The sequence below is a fragment of the Nocardia sp. NPDC088792 genome (genome assembly GCF_044750615.1).
Classification (GTDB): Bacteria; Actinomycetota; Actinomycetes; order Mycobacteriales; family Mycobacteriaceae; genus Nocardia.
This window is the reverse complement of the sequence record NZ_JBIVKC010000006.1, coordinates 708,747-728,265: the sequence shown is the minus strand read 5'-3', so window position 1 is coordinate 728,265 and position 19,519 is coordinate 708,747. Positions and strand designations below refer to the sequence as shown.

Genomic DNA, 19,519 nt, shown 5'->3' with positions numbered 1-19,519 from the left:
GGAACCACGGTGCGGCACCGTAATTCATCGGCCGATCGGCCTCGGCTATCGCCGGTACAGCTGATCGATATCTGCGGAATAGACCTCGGCGATGGCCGCCCGCCGCAGTTTCAGTGAGGAGGTCAACAATCCATTGGCAACGGTGAAATCACCTGCCACAATGCGAAACTCACGAATCGATTCGGCCCGCGACACCAGCGAATTGGCGTCCTCGACCGATGCCCGGATCTCCGCCGCCGGATCCGCGCCGGGATGGTCCAGCCGCCACGCTGCGGCCCGCTCGGCGTCCAGGGTCACCAGCGCCGTCACGAACGCCCGTCCCTCGCCCACCACCATGCAATTGCTGACCAGCGGATGCAGCCGCACCCGATCCTCCAGCGGCGCCGGCGCGACGTTCTTGCCGCCCGAGGTCACCAGAATCTCCTTCTTGCGCCCGGTGATCCGCAGGTATCCGTCGTCGAGCTCACCCACATCACCGGTGTGCAACCAGCCCGCCTCGTCCACCGGACGCTGCGCTTCCGCCGCACCCCAGTAGCCGGGCGAGACGTGCGGGCCGCTGACCAGCACCTCACCGTCGCCGGCGATCGCCACCGCGGTACCGGGAATCGGTTTGCCCACGGTCCCTACCCGATTGGTCTCCGGCGCGCTGACCGTCACCGCGGTCGCCGCCTCGGTGAGGCCGTAGCAGTTGAGGATCACCGTGCCGAAGGCCGCGTAGAACCCCGCCGTCGAATCATCGAGCGAGGCGCCGCCGGAGATGACATACCGCAGCCGGCCACCCAGTGCGGCCGCCACCGGATGATCCTGCGGCGCCACCGCTTCGCCCCCGGTGAGCTGCAGCAATCCGGTCACCACCGCCTCCCGTTCGGCGTCCTCGGTCAGCAGCGATCGGCAGTGCTTGCGAATCTTCTCCAGCGCGTAGGGAATCAGGGCCAGGAAGGTGGGCCGCAGCCGCGCCAGCGCGGGCACCAGATCCGGAATACCCGGCAGCAGATGGGTGCGCGCCCCGCCGAACAGGCAGGCGAACAACATGGTCTGGCCGAAGACGTGCGACAGCGGCAGGGCCAGCGCGGTGGTGCCGTCGAACAGCGCACCGGTCTGGCGGACCGTATTCGCCGCGGACACATACATATTGCGGTGGGTGATCATGCAGCCCTTGGACAAACCCGTGGTGCCGCTGGTGTAGACGATCATGGCGAGGTCGTCCACCGTCACCTGCGCGACCCGCGCGGCCAGATCCGCTCGCAGCGGGCCCGCGGCCCATCCGGCGATATCGCCGAACGACCACACCTCCGCCGCACCCGCCGCCGTCAGCCGCTCGGCGTCCTCGCCCGTCTCGGCCGCGAAGAACCTGCTGCCGCTGTCGCGCAGTATGTGCTCGATCTGGCTGGCCGACGAGGTCGGATACACCGGCACCACGACGGCACCGATCGCGAGCGCCGCGCAATCCAGCAGCGCCCATTCCAGACTCGTGCGCCCGAGAATCACCACCCGATCCCCGGCCGCCACCCCGCGGTCGAGCAGCGCCGAGGCGACCGCCCGCACCCGGGTGTCGAATTCGGCGCAAGTGAGCGGCATATCCTCCCCCGCGGCGAGGGTATGCCGTTCCGGATTCCGCTGCGCCGCCTCCGCGACGATTGCGTACAAACTCGCATTGGCGGCCGGTTCGAAACCGTTTCCGGTCATGGACCTGTCGACCAGAGGCACAATATTCACAAGTCGAATTCTGTCCGGCGACAATCATTCTCGTCGCCGCCCGCACCATTGTTCCTACCGTGCGAGAGTAATTGCCTATCGAATCGCCGCCGCCGTCATCGGACGCGCATCATCGAACTGCGCCGGTTCCAGCGACGGCACCGGCTCCGGTGCATCGGCGGACTCCACACAATCCAGAAAGGCAGCGACCGCCGGATTCGTTTCCTCCGCCCGCCACACCGCGTACAAATCCAGTGTGGGTACCGGGTCCGACAACTTCACCGCGACGGAACCACTGCCGGGCGAACCCATACCCATGGAGATCGCGCGCGGCAGCGAGGCGAAGCCCACCAGCGGCCGCACCGACACCATGTGCGCGGTGGCGCCCGGGTCATCGGCGTGATGCGCCACGCTGAGCGAGATCCGGGCCTGCGCGGCGGCTCGGAAGATGGCGTCGTACATGGCCGGACACTGGTCCCGCTGGAACAGCACGCACTCCTGGCCCTGCAGTTCCGCGAACGGCACCCCCGGGCGATCGGCCCAGCGGTGCCGCCGCCCCACCACCGCCACCAATGGGACCCGGTGCAACAACTTGCGATACCGGAAGTCCGAGGTGCTGGGATGGCCGTAGACCATGGCGATGTCGAGGGAGCCGTCGGACAGTCCCGCCAGCTGTGGTCCGGTGCGCTTCTCCCACAGCGACACCACCACATCGGGATGGCGTTCGGTCATGCGCACCAGCGTGTCCGGTAGGACATGCCGGCTGGCCGGGAGGTTGTAGCCGATATTGAGGGTGCCCGCGCGGCCCTCCGCGGTGGCCTTGGCGACCCGGGCGGCCCGGTCCAGGTGAGCGACGATCTGCCGGGCCTGCAGCTCGAACTCGCGCCCGGCGGGGGTGAGCCGGACCTCGTGGGAATTACGGGCGACCAATTGGACCCCGAGCGACTTCTCCAGCTTCTGTAGCTGGGCGGACAGGCTTGGTTGGGTCAGGTGGAGGCGCTGCGCTGCGCGGCCGAAATGCAACTCTTCGGCGATCGTAATGAATGAGACTAAATGTCGGATCTCCATGACGCCGGTCTCCTTCCGAGTACCCGTCACGGTAGCCGCGGCAGGTAACCGGCGATGAACCGAGCGGACACATCCGCCGCCAACTCGGTTGCGTACCAGTGAATCTCACCCACCGTGCCACCGGCTATGATAGTGCCCCAATGTGACCTGCGCCTCCTGGAACAAACGCGGGTATCCGTTCGTTGAACCTGTGCGGTCATCCCCGGGGGCGAAAAATCACCCGACAACGCATGGCCGTTGTGTCACCATGACTTTCACCAACGATCACCCGACCGACACCGGTCATTACCCGCAGGAAGGAGGAGACGGCATGACTCCCGCCTACGTAGAACACCTCGCGTTGCCGCTGGGACGGCTCGATGACAGCCAGCAGATCAGCCGTCTCCAGACGTTCGCCTAGACCGTCGCTCTCTCCCCTTCCCGCCTCGTCCGCTCGATCACATTCGGTACATCGAGCGTCCTCACGAAACATGGTGACCCCCATGCTGTTCCCTTCTGTCGACGACCCGGAGATAACCGCAGACAACTGGATACACGCAGGTGTGCTGCTGCTCAACGCCTCCTACGAGGCGCTGACCACGATCCGCGCCGAACGCGCGGTGGTGCTGCTGCTCGGCGGCGCCGCCGAGACCGTCGCAGACCGGCAGCCGCACTTCCCGATTCGCTCGAAGCACCTGGAGATGGCGCTCCCGGAGACCATCCGGCTGCACCGCTACATCTACCTCGAGCACCGGATCCTGGTCGCCGACGAGAACAGCCGGGCCACCCTCGGCGCCATCCTGCGGCGTGATCAGTTCCGCTGCGGGTACTGCGCCGGGTGGGCCCGCACCGTGGACCACATCCGCCCGCGGTCCCGCGGTGGCCCCAATACCTGGGGAAACCTGATCGCGGCCTGCGGCCCGTGCAATTCGCACAAGGCGGACCGGACTCCCGAAGAGGCCGGCATGCGCCTGCTGTGGGAGCCGCGAGCTCCCAAGGATATGGAGAAGGCCCAGCGCCGGATCTGGAAAGACCTGGCCACGACAACCCACTGATCACCCCTGAGTTATCGGGCACGAAAGGAGAAGATCCGATGACGACCACAGCACTTCGGGAGCCGACCACCCTGGCGGATCTGCTCCCCATTTCCGACTCGAAGGACTACTGGCAGCACGCCGCGTGCAAGGGCGACCCCAACCACGAGGCCTGGTTCCCGTACCCGTCGCAGGACTTCGACTATGCGCGAAAGATCTGCGCAGGCTGCCCGATCCGCCGCGAATGCGCCGAGTTCGCCACCGGCACCGGCCAGTCCGGCGTCTGGGGCGGGCACGAGTTCGACCGCGGCAAGATGATCAGGGAATAAGGACCGGCTGGTCCGGTGCGGCGGCTACCGTGCTGAACGGTAGCCGCCGCTGCCATGCCGGTCGGCTTTTCGCGTAACCGCCTGGTACAGGTGGCCCGAATGCCGTGAACATACACTGATCGCCGTGGGTACTCATCGCGCCACCGGCGGTTCACGAGGTGTCAGCAAAGGACCGGTTATCGCGGTGGCGGCGGTACTCGTCCTAGCGCTCGCCTTCGTCGGCTGGGCGTGGCTGTCCAATCACGCCAAGCAACGCGACAATGCCGCGGCCGGATCCTGCCTGGACGGCACCAGCACCCTCGATGTCACCGTCGACCCCGCCATCGCGGCCCCGGTCAAGGCCGCGGCCGATCGGTTCGACAGCACCCAGCCGCACGTGCGCGACCACTGCGCGCAGGTGGTCGTGAACCCGCAGCCCACCGCGGCCATGGTCACCTCGTTCACCTCGGCCCAACCCTGGGACAAGAACCTCGGCCCGCAGCCCGGGCTCTGGATCCCGCAGTCCTCCCGCGCGATCGAGCAGATGCGGGTGCCCGGCCTCATCGCCGGCACTCCGGCCTCGCTCGCGGTCAGTCCCATTTCCCTCGCGGTCCCGGACCCCTTGCGCCGCGCGCTGGAAGCCGCGCAGATCAAATGGTCGGATCTGCCGCGGCTGCAACAGGGCTCGCTGAGCAGTATCAACCTCGCTGCCTGGGGCAAGCTGAATCTGGCCGTGCCCGCCGGTGACGCGTCGCTGGCCGTCGCCGAACAGGTGGGCGCGGACATCTCCGGCACCGATCCGCTCGACGACAAGGCCGTCGCCACAGGACAGGTGATCTCGGCGATCTCCGGGCTCGCCGCGGGCGCGCCGCCCGAAAAGGATGTGGCCACCGCGCTCAATGATCTGGCCGCGGCCGCCGATGCCAATGCCCCGCTGCACGCCGTGGCCGCCACCGAACAGCAGATCCACGCGCACAACGGCCTCACGGTATTCCGGCCCACCGGCAACGGTCCCGTCGCCGACTATCCGGCGGCCCAGCTCACCGGGACCTGGGTGGATCAGACGCAGAACGCGATCGCGAGCCTGTTCGCCGACTTCCTGCGCGCCCCGGAACAATCGAAGCTGTTCACCGACAGCGGTTTCGGCGCCGCACCCCAGGCCACCACCGCAGTACCGCCGAAGTCCGTGCTGGACAAGGTGACACAACTGCTCGCCCACCCGATCCTCGGCGTACAGGCCACCGTACTGCTGGACGTGTCCTCCACCATGAGCACCCAGGACGGCAGCCTCACCCGGCTCGCGAACTCCATCGGCGCCCTGGAATCCACCATGAACGTCATGCCGCCCGATTTCGGGCTCGGCGTCTGGACCTACGGCAAGAACCTCAATGGCGACACCCCGTACAAGGTCCTCACGCCCACCGCGCAATTGACCCAGGACCAGCGCAACGCCATCGACCAGGCACTGTCCGGCGTCTCCCCCGATTCCACCAAGGCCGATCGCGCCTACCCGACGCTCGAAGCCGCCTACAAGGCCGCGGTCGTCAACTACACCGCCGGGCGCACCAATTCGATCCTGCTCATCACCCACGGCCCCGAGGACGACTCCGCGCTGACCGGCGATCAACTGCTCGCCGATATCGCCGCGGCCGGTGACCCGGCCCATCCGGTGCGCGTGGATGTCATCGTGATCGGCGGCGCGGGCACCCAGACACTGCAAACTCTGACCCAGCGCACGGGTGGCACCTACACCAAGGTCGACGCCAGCAATGAGCTCGCCTTCGGAACCGCCGTCTCCGGGGCCCTCACGACGCCGTAGCCGCACCGACCCAGCAACACGTCGGCGCTTCCTTCCCGATTTCCCGGCAAACCCGTGGCATATTCGGCGAATGGCACACAGTACAGGTACTCCCGAGCCCACGCTGAAACAAGGTCTGGCCGCCGGAACCTCCATCGGGGCGGGCGTGCTGATGCTGGTCATCGGCGCGCTGTCGATCCTGGAGGGCATCTCCGCCGCGTCCTCGGACGACCTCCTGGTCGTCGGTACCAATGACTACATCTACAAGTTCAATACGCATGCCTGGGGCTGGATCCACATCATCGTGGGCATCCTCGTCATCATCACCGCGTACGGGCTGATGACCGGGACCACCTGGGGCCGCGTCGGGGCCATGATCATGGCGGCCCTCTCGATCGTGGCGAACTTCCTGTGGATGCCCTACTACCCGGCCTGGTCGCTGCTCATCATCGCCCTCGACGCACTCGTCATCTGGGCGATCGCGACCTGGAAGCCGACCACGGCCTGAGGCTGTGGCCCCTCCGGAAAGACCTGCGCCCCACCGGTGCGAACCGGTGGGGCGCAGTGCATTTCCGAGCTTTTCCGAGTGTCGCCGTTACTCCGCGTAGGCGTCCATCGGCGGGCAGGAGCAGACCAGGTTGCGATCACCGAACGCGCCGTCGATGCGCCGGACCGAGGGCCACACCTTGGCCCGGAACTGGTGCTTCACCCCGCGCGGGTAGACCGCGGTCTCCCGGCTGTAGGGGTGATTCCACTCGCCGACAAGGCATTCCGCGGTATGCGGGGCGCCGCGCAACGGATTGTCCTCCACCGGCCACACACCCGCCTCGACCTGATCGATCTCACCCTTGATGGCGATCATGGCCTCGATGAAAGCGTCCAGCTCCTCGAGGTTCTCGCTCTCGGTGGGCTCCACCATGAGCGTGCCCGCCACCGGGAAGCTCATGGTCGGGGCGTGGAAACCGTAGTCCGCCAGGCGCTTGGCCACATCGTCGACGGTGACGCCGGTGCGCTTGGTGATCTCGCGCAGATCCAGGATGCACTCGTGGGCGACCATGCCGTTGTCGCCGGTGTAGAGCACCGGGAAGTGCGGATCCAGCTTGCGCGCAATGTAATTCGCCGACGCGATGGCCGTCAGCGTGGCGCGGCGCAGGCCGTCGGCGCCCATCATGCGGATGTAGGACCAGGTGATCGGCAGGATCGAAGCCGAACCGTACTTGGCCGCCGACACCGCATGCGAGCCCTGCACCAGCGGATCACCCGGCAGGTACTGCGCCAGGTGCTCGCGCACCGCCACCGGGCCCACGCCGGGACCGCCGCCGCCGTGCGGAATGCAGAAGGTCTTGTGCAGGTTCAGGTGGCTGACATCGCCGCCGAACCGGCCCGGACGGGCAAGCCCGACCAGCGCGTTCAGGTTCGCGCCGTCCACATACACCTGGCCGCCGGCATCGTGCACCAGCGCGCACAACTCGGCCACCTCGTGCTCGTACACGCCGTGCGTGGACGGGTAGGTGATCATGATGCAGGCCAGCCGGTCGGCATGATCAGCGATCTTGGCGCGCAGATCATCCAGATCGATATCGCCGTTGGGGCGGGTCTTCACGACCTCCACCCGCATGCCGACCATGGCGGCCGAGGCGGCATTGGTGCCGTGCGCACTGGACGGGATCAGGCAGGTATCCCGGTGCGAGTCACCACGATCCAGGTGGTAGCGGCGAATCGCCAGCAGGCCCGCGTACTCGCCCTGGCTACCGGCATTGGGCTGCAACGAGACCCGGTCGTAGCCGGTGACCGCGGACAGCCAGCCCTCCAGATCCTCGATCAGCTTGATCAGGCCCGGCGCGTCCTCGACCGGCGCGTACGGGTGCACCCGATTGAAGCCCGGCCAGGTGATGGACTCCATCTCGGCCACGGCATTCAGCTTCATGGTGCAGGAACCGAGCGGAATCATGCTGCGGTCCAGCGCAATATCCTTGTCCGACAGCGCGCGCAGGTAACGCAGCATGGCGGTCTCGGTGCGGTACCTGGTGAACGCCGGCGCGGTCAGGAACTCCGAGGTGCGCACCTCGATGTGCGGGCGCTGCTTACCGTGGAACAGCGCACCCTCCGGGCCCACCGGGATCTCGGCGCCGAAGCAGTCCAGCACGTCGACCACGTGGGTGTCGGTGGTGACCTCGTCACAGGCGATGCTCACATGATCGGCATCGACCAGGCGCAGATTGATGCCGCGGCCCTTGGCCTTGGCCACAATGGCTTCCGCACCGCCGGGCACGTTCACCAGCACGGTGTCGAAGAACGTCTGGTGCACGACCGCATCGCCGAGCCCCGCGGCCAGCCACTGCGCATGCCCGTGTACCCGCCGCGCGAGGGACCGCAGCCCGTCCGCGCCGTGGTAGGAGGCGTACATGGCGGCCAGAATCGCCAGCAGCACCTGCGCGGTGCAGATGTTCGAGGTCGCCTTCTCGCGGCGAATGTGCTGCTCACGGGTCTGCAGTGCGAGGCGGTAGGCGAGATTGCCGTCCGCGTCCACCGAGACGCCGACCAGGCGGCCGGGCAGCTGCCGCGCATGCGCCTCGCGCACCACGAGATATCCCGCGTGCGGGCCGCCGAAGCCGAGCGGCACGCCGAAACGCTGGGTGGTACCGAAGCAGACGTCCGCGCCCTGTTCACCGGGCGGCGTAATCAGGGTCAGCGCAAGCAGATCCGCGCCGACCGCCACCAGCGCACCGCGCTCGTGGGCCGCCGCGATGACCGGAGCCCAGTCCACGACACGACCGGAGGCGCCCGGCTGCTGCACCAGCACACCGAAGAACTCACCCTCGGGCAGCTCGCCACCGGACAGATCCGCCTCGACGAGCTCGATGCCCATCGGCTCGGCCCGGGTGGTCAGCACCGTGCGCGTCTGCGGGAAGAGATCGGCGTCGATGAGCAGTCGGTGCGACTTGCTCTTGCGGTTGGCCCGCTGCAGCAGGGTCATGGCCTCGGCCGCGGCGGTGGCCTCGTCCAGCATGGACGCGTTGGCCACCTCCATGCCGGTCAGCTCCGCCACCATGGTCTGGAAGTTGAGCAGCGCCTCGAGCCGGCCCTGGCTGATCTCGGGCTGGTAGGGCGTGTACGCGGTGTACCAGGCGGGGTTCTCGACCAGGTTGCGCAGCAGCACCGGCGGGGTGTGGGTGTCGTAGTAGCCCAGCCCGATCATGGAGGTGGCCACGGTATTCGAGTTCGCCAGTGCCGCAAGCTCGCTCAGCGCCTCGTGCTCGGACAGCGCCGGCGGGAGCGCGGCCAGGCCGTTCTCCGCGACGGGGTCGAGAATGCCGGCGGGCACGGCGCGGGTGGCGAGCTCGTCCAGCGACTCGACGCCGACGGTGGCCAGGATGCGGTCCAGTTCGCCGCTGTCGGGGCCGATGTGGCGGTCGGCAAAGGATCGAGTCCAGATCACGGCTGCTCCAAAGGGGTGGGCGGGGTCGACCGCTGGGGTCGACTCGTTCGTCTGCCCTCCCCCTCTGTCTTCGGCGCCTGAGAGATTCAAGCCCCGGCCACGCTTGTGGCCGTTGCCCTTTCACCATGGGCGGGTGGCCCGAAGCCACCGCTTTCCAGAGGCGTCGTAACTCCGCACGGTCCCTTGTGCCTGAGAGATTGACGGGGAGGTTTTGCTCCTTCGGCGCCCGGGCTTTTCGGCCCGGGACTCTCCCGCACGGCTGCGACGCAACGCCAGTCTAATTCGACCCAGGTTACGAGAATGTTGCCTGGGTCGATTTCACAAAAACGCACGCTGACAGAGAGGTCAGCGTGCGTGTCGTACAGTCCCGATCCGGCGTTTCTAGCCCGTCTTGCTCATGCGGGCCTTGCGGCGGAAGGAGAGCTCGTCCTCGGGACGATCCGAGGCGGTGCCGCTCTCGGCCCGCTCGGCCGGGAAAGCGGCGATGGCCCCGGTCAATTCGCGCATGGCCCCGCCGACGGCGATGCCGAACACGCCCTGTCCGCCCTGCAGTAAATCGACTACCTCTTCCGGCGAGGAGCATTCGTAGACGGTGGCGCCATCGGAGAAGAGGGTGATGCCGGCCAGATCCTCGACGCCGCGGCTGCGCAGGTGATCCACCGCGATGCGGATGTTCTGCAGCGAGATACCGGCGTCGAGCAGCCGCTTGACGATCTTGAGGACCAGGATGTCCTTGAACGAGTAGAGCCGCTGGCTACCCGATCCGGTGGCGGAGCGAATGGACGGCACGACCAGCCCGGTGCGGGCCCAGTAATCCAGCTGGCGGTAGGTGATGCCGGCCACTTGGCAGGCGCTGGGGACGCGGTAGCCGACCAGTTCGTCCGGCACCGTGTCGTCGGGGAACAGCCCTGGCTGCACCACATCCTGAGGTTGCGGTTGATCTCCCACTGACTACTCCCTTACTGCGTGCCTATCAGCGCTTGTCATCGACCTGGAGCGTGGCCTAACAATCGAGGCTACTCTTCGATTGTCGCGGCAGGATCGGCAGCTTCAAAGCTTGGCGGAGTGCGTGTTTCTCACCCTAAACCTGAGGTAGAGACACGGTTTTATCACGCGGGGAGATCATCGCCAGGTCAGGAACTGGTCAGCTGTCCGTCGCCTTGAAGTCGTCGGGAGAAACAGACTCGAGGAACTCTTTGAACTTCTCGACTTCGTCCTCGCGCTCGTCCGGCATGACGAGACCGGCCTCTTCCAGCACCGGCTCCTCGGCATAGATCGGACAACCCACCCGCAGGGCGATGGCCACCGAATCCGACGGCCGCGCGGAGATCCGCAGATTGTTCTCGAAGACCAGATCCGCGTAGAAGGTGCCCTCTTGCAGGTCCACGATCCGGACCTCCTTCAAGGTGTGCCCCAGCTCCTTGATGAGGTTCTTGATCAGATCGTGCGTGAGCGGACGGATGGGCGTCACGCCTTCTTGCTCGAGCACGATCGCGGTCGCCTCGGCCTGCCCGATCCAGATCGGTAGGTATCGGTCACCGGACACCTCACGAAGCAACAGCACGGGCTGGTTCTGTGGTTGCTCGACACGGATGCCGATCACACGCATTTCGCTCATGGCCGTGCCTCGCTAACGCTCGCCACGACCATGCGCGAAGGCGCGCTGTGTTTGATGATTCGCTCGCTTCGCTCACTCATGGCACTGCCTCCCAATACACTCGCCGGCCGTCGAGCCCTGCCTATCGAGTCGGCCGTATCACCGAGTCTAGGCGAAGATTTCAGCCTCCGAGTGAAGCGCGCACAGAGGTCTTCACGAGGCAGGTATGCAAGGTCAGCGACAGTGCCGCCAACTCGCGAACCGTCTCCTCCGCGCGCGCACGGGCATCCGCGTCGCGGCTCTTGGCGATGGGCGCGGCGATTTGCGCGACCATGGCCGCCTCCCGATCCGCGGCCAGTTTGAAGGCTCGCAGATGCCTTGCCTCCAAACCGAATTCGCTCAGCGCCTTGGCGGTGCGCGCGAGCGTCACGGCATCGGAGTCGAAGTAGCCGGCCGCGCCCGGGGTGATGAGCCCGGCACGGATCAACTCGGTCAGGAACTTCTCGTCGATTCCCGCCTGCGACAGCAGGTCCGCCCGCGGAATCCGGATCTCGTGATCGAACCGGAGCTCCTCGGGCGACACCTCACCGGGCACGACACCGAGCCGCCGCGGGCGACTTCCCCCGTTGGGCGCCATGGCATCCCCTGCAGCTATATCTCCCGGAGCGGGCGCCAGCGCGGGGCCGGCACCCGCCCGGGCGCGGGCTTCCCGCACGCCGAGCGTCGCCGCACCGCTGTCGATCGCTTCGAGCTGTTCCTTGATCACCTTCAGCGGCAGGTACTGATCCCGCTGCGCCGTCAGCACGAAGCGCAGCCGCTCGACGTCCGCCACATGAAAACGGCGGTATCCCGAGGGGGTGCGCTCCGGGCTGATCAGGCCTTCCGACTCCAGGAATCGGATCTTCGAAATAGTGATGTCCGGAAAATCCGGACGCAGGAGATCCAGCACGGAGCCGATCGACATACCTCCGCGCGTCCACTGCGCTGCGCCTGTCATTCCCGTCGGTCCTATAGAGCGCCCGCCGCCGATTCACTCGACGCGGGGCGCGGACCGGTAAGGAACACAAGGCGGAACTTGCCGATCTGGACCTCGTCACCGTTCTGCAGTTCCGAGGAGTCCACCGGCTCCCGGTTCACGTAGGTGCCGTTCAGGCTGCCCACATCGACGACCTGGAAGGTGTCGTCGTCCTGACGGAACTCCGCGTGGCGACGGCTGACAGTGACGTCGTCGAGAAAGATGTCGCTGTCGGGATGGCGTCCCGCGGAGGTCGTGGGCTGGTCGAGCAGGAACCGCGAACCGGCGTTCGGGCCACGCTTGACCACCAGCAGGGCCGCGCCCGGAGGCAGGCCCTCGACTCCCTGCACCGGCTGCTCGCCGGTCTGCTCGGTGCGCGACGTGTCGACCTCGTTCAGGAAATCGGCGCGGAACACCGAAGTGGTCTCTGCTGCCGTCTCCTGGTAACCCGGGTCTTTGTTCTCGCTCACCCTTGCTCTCCTCCTCGAACCGAATAATCATGCAAGCAGTTGCTGCCTTCAGCGATGCGGCCACCGGCCGCTCCCCGCTTCGGGCAGGTCCGGGAAAAAACCCCGGGCACCGGCTGCCGGCACATCTGTTGGCATTGACCGTACCCTGCCAGGGCGTACCCGTGCAGGTAGAACTGTGAAGGCTACTTCAGCCTCCGATAACTCCTTGATAACCTGCGGCATCCAGCAACTTGCCGAGCGCGGCATCGAGTGTCGCAGCGTCCTCGACCTCGAGTTCGAAGAGCCAGCCGTCGCCGTAGGGATCGGAGTTGACCGTCTCCGGCTCGGCGTCCAGAAGTTCGTTCACCGCAACAACTTTCCCCGCGAACGGGGCGTAGATGTCGGAAACGCTCTTGGTGGACTCGATTTCTGCGATGCCTTCGCCGGCGGCCGCGTCCGCGTCCGCACCGGGCAGCTGCACGAACACGACGTCACCGAGCTGTGATTGCGCATAGTCGGTGATTCCCACCCGAACCCGGGTCGGTTCGAGTCTGCGCACCCACTCGTGCTCCTCGGTGTAGCGCAGGTCCTCGGGGAGGTCGCTCACAGGCGGTGTCCTTTCAACGGGCCGTTCCTCTCGGGATCATCGTCGATCCGTCTGCCGCACAGCCTATCGGCTACCGATCTTGGTGCGACGCGGCCGGTATAGCTCGGGCGACGGCGATGGCTTTGCCCAGGTAGAGAATGCCGGTCCAGATGTATGCCGCCGTACCCCAGATCATGAATGCCCAGCCGAAGGCCCGGCTGAAACCTGCGGCGGCCCAGTCCATCTGCCCGGCCAGGATCCACGGCAGGGCGGACATGAGCGCGAAGGTGGCGGCCTTGCCCAGGTAGATCACGTCCGGCGGGGGCAGCCCGCGGCGCCGGTAGACACCGAGGGCGAGGAACAGGATCAGCTCGCGGCCCACCAGGATCGCCACCAGCCACCAGGGCAGGATGCCACGAATCAGGAAGCCGCCCAGGGTCGCCACCAGATACAGCCGGTCCACCAGCGGGTCGAGCAGCGCGCCGAGTTTGGACGATTGATCGAGCAGCCGAGCCAGTTTCCCGTCCGCCCAGTCGGTCACGCCGCTGAGGATCAGCAGGGCGAAGGCCCAGCCGTCGGCCTTCTCGGCCAGCAGCAGCCACAGGAGAACCGGGACGCCGATCAGCCGGATCACGCTCAGCACATTGGGCACGGTGAGGATACGGTCGCTGTAGACCGGTTCGGCGTTGCGCTCGGTTGTCACAACCCGGTCTTACCGCAATCACTTCGGCGTCACCATACGGGCACGCCGTTCTTCCGGGGGAGACTGTAAACGATATGGTCGCCGCCATAGTAGGTCGGTGAGAGAATGACAGCCTATTCTTCTCATTGATGTGGGTTCCAGCTGCGAGAGGAAAGACCATGCCCGACTTCGACTACGACGTCGTTGTTATCGGCTCCGGCTTCGGGGGGAGCGTCAGCGCGCTGCGCCTGACCGAGAAGGGCTACCGGGTGGCCGTGCTCGAATCCGGCCGCCGCTGGAACGCCGAGGACATCCCCAAGACGAACTGGAATGTGCGCAAAGCCATTTGGGCGCCCCGGCTGGGCATGACCGGAACCCAGCGGATCAGCGTGCTCGGCAAGTGCGCGGTGTTCTCCGCCTCCGGAGTGGGCGGCGGGTCGCTGATCTACGGCAATACGCTCTACGAGCCGCTGCCGAACTTCTACACCGATCGGCAGTGGTCGCACATCACCGACTGGCGCAGCGAGCTGGCGCCGTACTACGACCAGGCGCAGCGCATGCTGGGCGTGGCCCAGAACCCGCGCATGACCCCCGCCGACGAGGTGATCCTGTCCGTCGCAGAGGAAATGGGCGTCGCCGACACCTTCCACCCCACCAATGTGGGCGTGTTCTTCAACGAGGACGCCCCCGGCAAAGAGGTGGACGACCCGTACTTCGGCGGCTCGGGCCCGCGCCGCAACGGCTGTATCCACTGCGCGCGCTGCTTCACCGGCTGCCCGCACAATGCCAAGAACACCACCCCCAAGAACTACCTCTACCTGGCCGAGCAGGCCGGCGCGCACGTGTTCGACCTGACCACCGCCACCAAGGTGCGGCCCATGACCGGCGGCGGCTACGCGGTGGAGACCGAACGCTCCGATCGCTGGGTTCGCAAGCAGCGCAAGGTGTTCACCACCGAGCAGGTGGTGTTCGCGGCGGCCGCGCTGGGCACCCAGAAACTACTGCACAAGATGAAGGACGACGATGTACTCCCCGCGCTGTCACCGCGGCTGGGTGAGCTGACCCGGTCCAACTCCGAGGCCATCCTCAATGTGGTGAGCCGGCAGCGCGATGATTTCGCGCAGGGCATCGCCATCACCTCCTCTATTCATCCCGAGGCCGATACCCATATCGAGGTGTGCCACTACGGCTCCGGCCAGAACGGCCTGTTCCCGCTGTCGGTGCCGATCGTGGACGGTGGCGCCTTCCGGTTCCTGCGGTTCCTGCTGGCCATCCTGCTGCATCCGATCGTGTTCGCGCGCAGCCTGAATGCGCACCGGGCCTCGGACAAGTCGGTGATCCTGCTGGTCATGCAGTCGCTGGACAATTCGCTGACCTCCTACCGCAAGTGGGGGCAGCTGAAGACCAAGCAGGGCACCGGCAAGCCGAATCCGACCTGGATCCCGATGGCGCACGAGATCGGCCGCCGCTTCGGTAAGAAGGTGGACGGCGACGTGCAGAGCCTGATCATGGATGTGTTCAATATCCCCGCGACGGCCCACTACATCGGCGGCTGTGTCATCGGCGAGGGGCCGGAATCGGGTGTGGTGGACCCGTATCAGCGGGTGTTCGGCTACGAGGGCCTGCACATCGCCGATGGTTCGGCGGTGACCGCCAATCTGGGCGTGAACCCGTCGCTGACCATCACCGCGCAGGCCGAGCGCGCAATGGCGTTCTGGCCCAACCGGAACGAGGCCGATACCCGCCCGCCACTGGGCGCGCCCTACCGCCGCATCTCTCCCGTCGCGCCCAATCATCCGACCGTGCCGGTGTTTGCCCCGGGTGCGCTACGGCTGCCGATCTTCCCGATGGACCCCGGGTATTCGGCGGCGGACGCCCGGTACCCGGCCGCCGACACCTGGCCGACCGACCCGGAACTGCCCGTCCACCGGCACTCCCGGCACTCCCGGGACGCGTGATCGTCAGCGTCGAAAACCCCGTCGACCGAGCAGATCGGCGCACCCGCCTGTAATTTGGATTCTCGTGTGCGCCAACGCGATCGATTCCCCCGCCCGGACCCCTCGATGGGTCCGGGCGGCGGCGTTCCGCGGGGGCGACACACGGCGGGCGGTAAATCTGTGCCGCCGGGCCAGCGCGTCCGTACCATTCCGGGTATCGATTCGACGGGGAAGGTGAGAGCCGATGCTCGTCCGAGTGCAGAACACCGCCGGCAGCCATGCCGAGAAGGTGCTCATCGATTGGCTGCGCACCTGGAAGGGCAGCTCCGATCCCAAGGGCGTGGCCACCGTCAATTGCAGTCTCTTCCACGGCGATCGGCTCTATCCGTTCGATGCCGTGGTGTGGACGCCGACCAGCTGCGTGGTCATCGAGGCCGAAGAGCTGACCGAGCGCATGGACGGCGAGCTGCAGGTGCCGGTGAACGGCCCGTGGCGGATCGGCGATCGGATCATCAACTTCGAGGGCGGCGATAAGCGCACTCCGCTGGATCGGTCCCGCGATCACACCTTCGCACTGCAGAACTGGCTGGCCGAGCGGGGTCTCGGGCAGCGGGTCATTCACGGTGTGGTGCTGGTGGTGCCGCAGCCGGGATCGAATATCCAGGTGCGGCAGATGTGGACCGATCCCAGCTTCCAGGTGCTGCTGGGCGATGATCCGCGGCGCATGCGCGACCATTTCGTGAGCCTGCTGTCCCGCGGCCGGCCGCAGTGGTCGGCCAATGATGTGGCGTGGGCCTTCCGCGGCCTCGGCATTCTGCCGTACCTGCCCGCGCCGCAGGATCTGCTGAACGAGGGCTTCCTGGGCCCGGTCGACATCACGCTCTGGCACGGCGGCCCGCAGCAGGCGCAGGCCGAGGCCTATGCCGACGAGCAGGCCCGCCTGGAACGCGAGGCCGCCACCTCGGTCCGCGGTCTGCGCGTCCCCGAGCCCTGGTACAGCCCGTGGCGGCTCTACCCGCGCCGCCCCGGCGAGTTCGATTTCGGCCGCGGCGTACTGCGGGTGATGCTGGCCCTGGGCATGGTGGTGGCGGTGCTGTGGATCGCGTGGATGATCATTGCCGGGATCCTGCAGTACGGACCCGGATAAACAGCAGGTACATCGCGCCCACCAGGGCGAAGGCCGCGGCGGTCCCGCCGATCACATCCGTCGGATGGTGGTATCCGAACCCCACCATCCCGATGGTGACCGCGGGCAGCACCACCACCATGACCACGGCCACCACCACGCGGGCCCGCACCGACTCGCTCGCGAGCGCGAACGCGGTCACCACCGCCACCAGTTGCACGGTGTGCCCGCTGGGATACGCCAGATAGTGATCGAGCTTGCGCTCCCAGAACGGTTTCAGCAGAAACGAATTCACCGCCACGGCCAGCTCCGGCGCCACCAGCGCGAACCCCGCCTGCCACCACTGCCGGCGATAGGCGAACCACCCGGCCGACACGACCAGCATGGCGATCACGAACGGCGAATCACTCGGGAACACCAGCACTCGCAAGACGGTCCGATGCGCGTCGAACGCCGCATGGATGTGCTGCTCGAGCACCCGATCGAAGCCGGTCGACCCGCCACCAGGCGGAAAGAACTGCGGCACAACGACGGTGACCACCACCGCCACGAGAATCAACACCGGCAGCACGGCCCGGCGGGCCGGGCCGTCGGTCCAGGCGGGCGCGGGGACGGTCGATCGAGTCACGCCCTGCACCCTAGGTCACTCCCGCAGCGCGGCCTTCTCCAGCAGCGGTTTCGAGCGACGCGGAGCCCACCAATTCGCGGTGCCCATCAGGCGCATGAAGGCGGGCACGAGGACCATGCGGACGAGGGTGGCGTCCATGAGCACGGAGACGGCCAACCCCAGGCCCAGCATGCGGTTCATGGTGACCCCGCTGGCGGCGATGCCCGCGAACACGACCGCCATGAGTAAGGCGGCGGCGGTGATTATGCGGCCGGAGCGGGCGATACCCAGCGCTACCGCGGTGTCGTTATCGTCTCGGGTTTTCGCGGAGTGTTCCCACTCTTCGGTGAAACGCGCGAGGAGGAACACCTCGTAGTCCATGGAGAGGCCGAAGGCCACACAGAACAACAGCACCGGCAGGGTGCCGATGGTGTAGCCGGTGGCGTCGGTGCCCAGGCCGCCCAGGTGGCCGTCCTGGAAGATCCACACCATGGCGCCGAAACCGGCGGAGAGCGAGAGCACGTTGAGGACCAGGGCCTTCAACGGGAGCACCACGCTGCCGGTGAGGAGCAACAGCAGCACGAAGGTGATGATCGCGATCCAGGCGGCGGCCTTCGGAAAACCTTGGGCGACACCGGAAGCCGCGTCCGCGTTCTGCTGGGCCAGGCCGCCGAACAAGGTGGCGGCCGGGGCGGGGACGGCGTGCAGGGCGTCGAGCTGCCGCACGGCGGCGTCCGAGTACGGATCGAGGTGGGTCGAGACCGTGAGGAGTACGGTGCCGGGCCCTGCGGTGGGCGGACTCACCCCGTCCACATCCGGAACCTTCGACAGCGCAACCGCATACGCGCCGACATCGGTGTCGGCCCCGGTGACCAGGATGTCCACGGCACCGGTGGCATTGTCCGCGAACCGATCCCGCAGCAGGTCACCCACTTGATGGGATTCGGTGGCGGCGGGCAGGACTCGGTCGTCGGGCAGTCCGAGCTTCAGCCCGAAGATCGGCGCACCCAACACGATCAGCAGGGCGAGCACCGGCAGCGCGCACAGCGCGGGGCGGCGCTGGACGGCGCGCGCGACGCGATAGAGCAGCTGTTGTTCCACGGGTCGCGCCTCGCGCAAGGGTTTCCGGTTGATCCGCTCGCCGAGCAACATGAGCAGCGCGGGCACCAAGGTGAGGGCCAGCACGATCGACAGCGCGACCACCGCCAGCCCGGCCAGGGCCAGCGACCGCAGGAAGTTCATGGGCAGGAACAGCATGCCGAGCAGCGCGATGCCGACGGTGATCCCGGAGAAGGCCACGGCCCGCCCGCCGCGGCGCATGGCCAGGGTGAGCGCCTCGGGCCGATCCCGCCCGCGCGCGATCTCTTCCCGGTACCGCCCGATGATGAGCAGCGAATAGTCGATGGCCAGCGCCAATCCGATGGCCGTGACGATATTCAGCGCGAACACCGACAGCTGCACCACGAAGGTGAGCAGGTAGAGCACCGCGGTCGCCCCGGCGATGGCGACCACTCCGGTGACGAACGGGATGGCCGCGGCCACCAGGCTTCTGAGGAACCACACCAGCAGCAGGAAGGTCAGCGGCAGCGCGATGGCCTCGGCCAGGCCGAGATCACGCTGGGTCTGGTCCCCTGTCTCCGCCCACACCATGGCCTGGCCGCCGGCGCGCACGGTGACGCCGGCCCGGGTGCCGCGGTAGCTGTCGGCGAGCTCGCGGGCGCTGGCGGGTGCGTGGTTCTCGTCGCCACGCACGGTGGCGACGATGAGGCCGATGCTGCCGTCGGTACTCGTCAGCGCGGCGCTCGCGGCCGGATCGGTCCACGGCGACGCCACGGTCGAGATCCGCGGATCGCCCTGTAGCTGCCGGGCGATCTCCCCGCCCCGGGTGACGGCCGCGGGACTCTGTGCGCCGCCCGGGGATTCGACGGTGAGCACCAGCTGTGTGCCGGATACGCCGTAGTCGCGATCGAGAATGTCGGCGGCGCGGGCGGATTCGGAATCGGTGGCCACGAAACCGCCATTGGAGAGCCGGGCCGGCGCATGCACACCGAGCAGGCCGCACAGCACGAATGCGATACCGACGAGGACGAGCACGACCCTGGGCGCCCGGAGCGCGGGAGTGAACAGTTTCGTGATCACGCCGCGCTTCCCTCCGTGTCGATGCACTCCCCCGCCCTGGCCGCGGCCGCCCGCACGCGC

General features: G+C 67.2%; 18 protein-coding genes and 1 riboswitch. Of the genes, 7 read left to right on the top strand and 11 right to left on the bottom strand.

Annotated features, from left to right (window positions below):
* Positions 1-45 precede the first annotated feature (45 nt).
* Together ACIP5Y_RS39625 and ACIP5Y_RS39620 are read right to left on the bottom strand one after the other, a co-directional pair.
* Entirely contained in the window at positions 46-1,716 is a 1,671-nt protein-coding gene (locus ACIP5Y_RS39625; RefSeq protein WP_400357956.1) for an AMP-dependent synthetase/ligase, read from the bottom strand.
* Positions 1,717-1,791: 75 nt separating this feature from the next.
* Entirely contained in the window at positions 1,792-2,763 is a 972-nt protein-coding gene (locus tag ACIP5Y_RS39620) for a LysR family transcriptional regulator (protein WP_400357954.1), read from the bottom strand.
* Positions 2,764-3,010: 247 nt separating this feature from the next.
* Between ACIP5Y_RS39620 and ACIP5Y_RS39615 the strand changes: the two genes are divergently transcribed.
* The 5 genes from ACIP5Y_RS39615 to ACIP5Y_RS39595 all read left to right on the top strand — a co-directional run bounded on the left by ACIP5Y_RS39615 (position 3,011) and on the right by ACIP5Y_RS39595 (position 6,390).
* Entirely contained in the window at positions 3,011-3,163 is a 153-nt protein-coding gene (locus ACIP5Y_RS39615) for a hypothetical protein (RefSeq protein ID WP_400357953.1), read from the top strand.
* Positions 3,164-3,245: 82 nt separating this feature from the next.
* Positions 3,246-3,797, top strand: a complete 552-nt coding sequence (locus ACIP5Y_RS39610) for an HNH endonuclease (protein ID WP_400357951.1) — start codon at positions 3,246-3,248, stop codon at positions 3,795-3,797.
* A 38-nt stretch (positions 3,798-3,835) separates the two neighbouring features.
* The gene (locus tag ACIP5Y_RS39605; protein WP_400357949.1) at positions 3,836-4,105 is read left to right on the top strand and encodes a WhiB family transcriptional regulator; all 270 of its coding nucleotides are present in this window, start codon (positions 3,836-3,838) and stop codon (positions 4,103-4,105) included.
* 124 nt (positions 4,106-4,229) lie between these two features.
* Positions 4,230-5,903, top strand: a complete 1,674-nt coding sequence (locus ACIP5Y_RS39600; RefSeq protein ID WP_400357947.1) for a substrate-binding domain-containing protein — start codon at positions 4,230-4,232, stop codon at positions 5,901-5,903.
* Between the two features lie 70 nt (positions 5,904-5,973).
* Positions 5,974-6,390: a hypothetical protein gene (locus ACIP5Y_RS39595; RefSeq protein ID WP_397004450.1), complete on the top strand. Its 417-nt coding sequence runs from the start codon at positions 5,974-5,976 to the stop codon at positions 6,388-6,390.
* 87 nt (positions 6,391-6,477) lie between these two features.
* Here ACIP5Y_RS39595 and gcvP read toward each other — a convergent pair whose 3' ends face one another.
* The 7 genes from gcvP to ACIP5Y_RS39560 form a co-directional block, all read right to left on the bottom strand.
* Entirely contained in the window at positions 6,478-9,321 is a 2,844-nt protein-coding gene (gene gcvP, locus ACIP5Y_RS39590; protein ID WP_400357946.1) for an aminomethyl-transferring glycine dehydrogenase, read from the bottom strand.
* 166 nt (positions 9,322-9,487) lie between these two features.
* A riboswitch (glycine riboswitch) is annotated at positions 9,488-9,585 on the bottom strand.
* Positions 9,586-9,702: 117 nt separating this feature from the next.
* Positions 9,703-10,269, bottom strand: coding sequence for a MerR family transcriptional regulator (locus tag ACIP5Y_RS39585; protein ID WP_397004454.1), 567 nt, complete (start codon positions 10,267-10,269; stop codon positions 9,703-9,705).
* A 196-nt stretch (positions 10,270-10,465) separates the two neighbouring features.
* A complete protein-coding gene (locus tag ACIP5Y_RS39580; protein ID WP_397004456.1) occupies positions 10,466-10,939 on the bottom strand; it encodes a bifunctional nuclease family protein in 474 nt (157 codons plus the stop codon).
* 160 nt (positions 10,940-11,099) lie between these two features.
* Positions 11,100-11,915 (bottom strand): MerR family transcriptional regulator, encoded by an 816-nt coding sequence (locus ACIP5Y_RS39575; protein ID WP_397004458.1) that lies wholly within the window; start codon positions 11,913-11,915, stop codon positions 11,100-11,102.
* Positions 11,916-11,926: 11 nt separating this feature from the next.
* On the bottom strand, positions 11,927-12,403 hold the full coding sequence (gene garA, locus ACIP5Y_RS39570) for a glycogen accumulation regulator GarA (protein WP_397004460.1): 477 nt from the start codon (positions 12,401-12,403) through the stop codon (positions 11,927-11,929).
* Positions 12,404-12,590: 187 nt separating this feature from the next.
* The gene (gcvH, locus tag ACIP5Y_RS39565) at positions 12,591-12,989 is read right to left on the bottom strand and encodes a glycine cleavage system protein GcvH (protein WP_400357943.1); all 399 of its coding nucleotides are present in this window, start codon (positions 12,987-12,989) and stop codon (positions 12,591-12,593) included.
* A 70-nt stretch (positions 12,990-13,059) separates the two neighbouring features.
* Positions 13,060-13,671: a CDP-alcohol phosphatidyltransferase family protein gene (locus ACIP5Y_RS39560; RefSeq protein ID WP_400357941.1), complete on the bottom strand. Its 612-nt coding sequence runs from the start codon at positions 13,669-13,671 to the stop codon at positions 13,060-13,062.
* 158 nt (positions 13,672-13,829) lie between these two features.
* On the opposite strand from ACIP5Y_RS39560, the gene ACIP5Y_RS39555 reads away from it, so the two are divergent.
* Positions 13,830-15,608: a GMC oxidoreductase gene (locus ACIP5Y_RS39555; protein ID WP_400357939.1), complete on the top strand. Its 1,779-nt coding sequence runs from the start codon at positions 13,830-13,832 to the stop codon at positions 15,606-15,608.
* Between the two features lie 223 nt (positions 15,609-15,831).
* Positions 15,832-16,734, top strand: coding sequence for a nuclease-related domain-containing protein (locus ACIP5Y_RS39550; protein WP_400357937.1), 903 nt, complete (start codon positions 15,832-15,834; stop codon positions 16,732-16,734).
* Here ACIP5Y_RS39550 and ACIP5Y_RS39545 read toward each other — a convergent pair.
* Together ACIP5Y_RS39545 and ACIP5Y_RS39540 are read right to left on the bottom strand one after the other, a co-directional pair.
* On the bottom strand, positions 16,700-17,341 hold the full coding sequence (locus tag ACIP5Y_RS39545; protein WP_400357935.1) for a phosphatase PAP2 family protein: 642 nt from the start codon (positions 17,339-17,341) through the stop codon (positions 16,700-16,702). The two genes, ACIP5Y_RS39550 and ACIP5Y_RS39545, sit on opposite strands and share 35 nt — an antisense overlap.
* Positions 17,342-17,356: 15 nt before the next feature.
* Positions 17,357-19,459, bottom strand: a complete 2,103-nt coding sequence (locus ACIP5Y_RS39540; RefSeq protein WP_400357933.1) for an MMPL family transporter — start codon at positions 19,457-19,459, stop codon at positions 17,357-17,359.
* Positions 19,460-19,519: the final 60 nt, after the last annotated feature.

What these genes read in the sequence shown, in the direction of transcription:
- ACIP5Y_RS39605 (WP_400357949.1), top strand. Translation starts at nt 3,836, where the DNA reads ATGACGACCACAGCACTTCGGGAGCCGACCACCCTGGCGGATCTGCTC.
- ACIP5Y_RS39620 (WP_400357954.1), bottom strand. Translation starts at nt 2,763, where the DNA reads ATGGAGATCCGACATTTAGTCTCATTCATTACGATCGCCGAAGAGTTG.
- ACIP5Y_RS39615 (WP_400357953.1), top strand. Translation starts at nt 3,011, where the DNA reads ATGACTTTCACCAACGATCACCCGACCGACACCGGTCATTACCCGCAG.
- ACIP5Y_RS39610 (WP_400357951.1), top strand. Translation starts at nt 3,246, where the DNA reads ATGCTGTTCCCTTCTGTCGACGACCCGGAGATAACCGCAGACAACTGG.
- ACIP5Y_RS39555 (WP_400357939.1), top strand. Translation starts at nt 13,830, where the DNA reads ATGCCCGACTTCGACTACGACGTCGTTGTTATCGGCTCCGGCTTCGGG.
- ACIP5Y_RS39550 (WP_400357937.1), top strand. Translation starts at nt 15,832, where the DNA reads ATGCTCGTCCGAGTGCAGAACACCGCCGGCAGCCATGCCGAGAAGGTG.
- ACIP5Y_RS39580 (WP_397004456.1), bottom strand. Translation starts at nt 10,939, where the DNA reads ATGAGCGAAATGCGTGTGATCGGCATCCGTGTCGAGCAACCACAGAAC.
- ACIP5Y_RS39575 (WP_397004458.1), bottom strand. Translation starts at nt 11,915, where the DNA reads ATGACAGGCGCAGCGCAGTGGACGCGCGGAGGTATGTCGATCGGCTCC.
- ACIP5Y_RS39595 (WP_397004450.1), top strand. Translation starts at nt 5,974, where the DNA reads ATGGCACACAGTACAGGTACTCCCGAGCCCACGCTGAAACAAGGTCTG.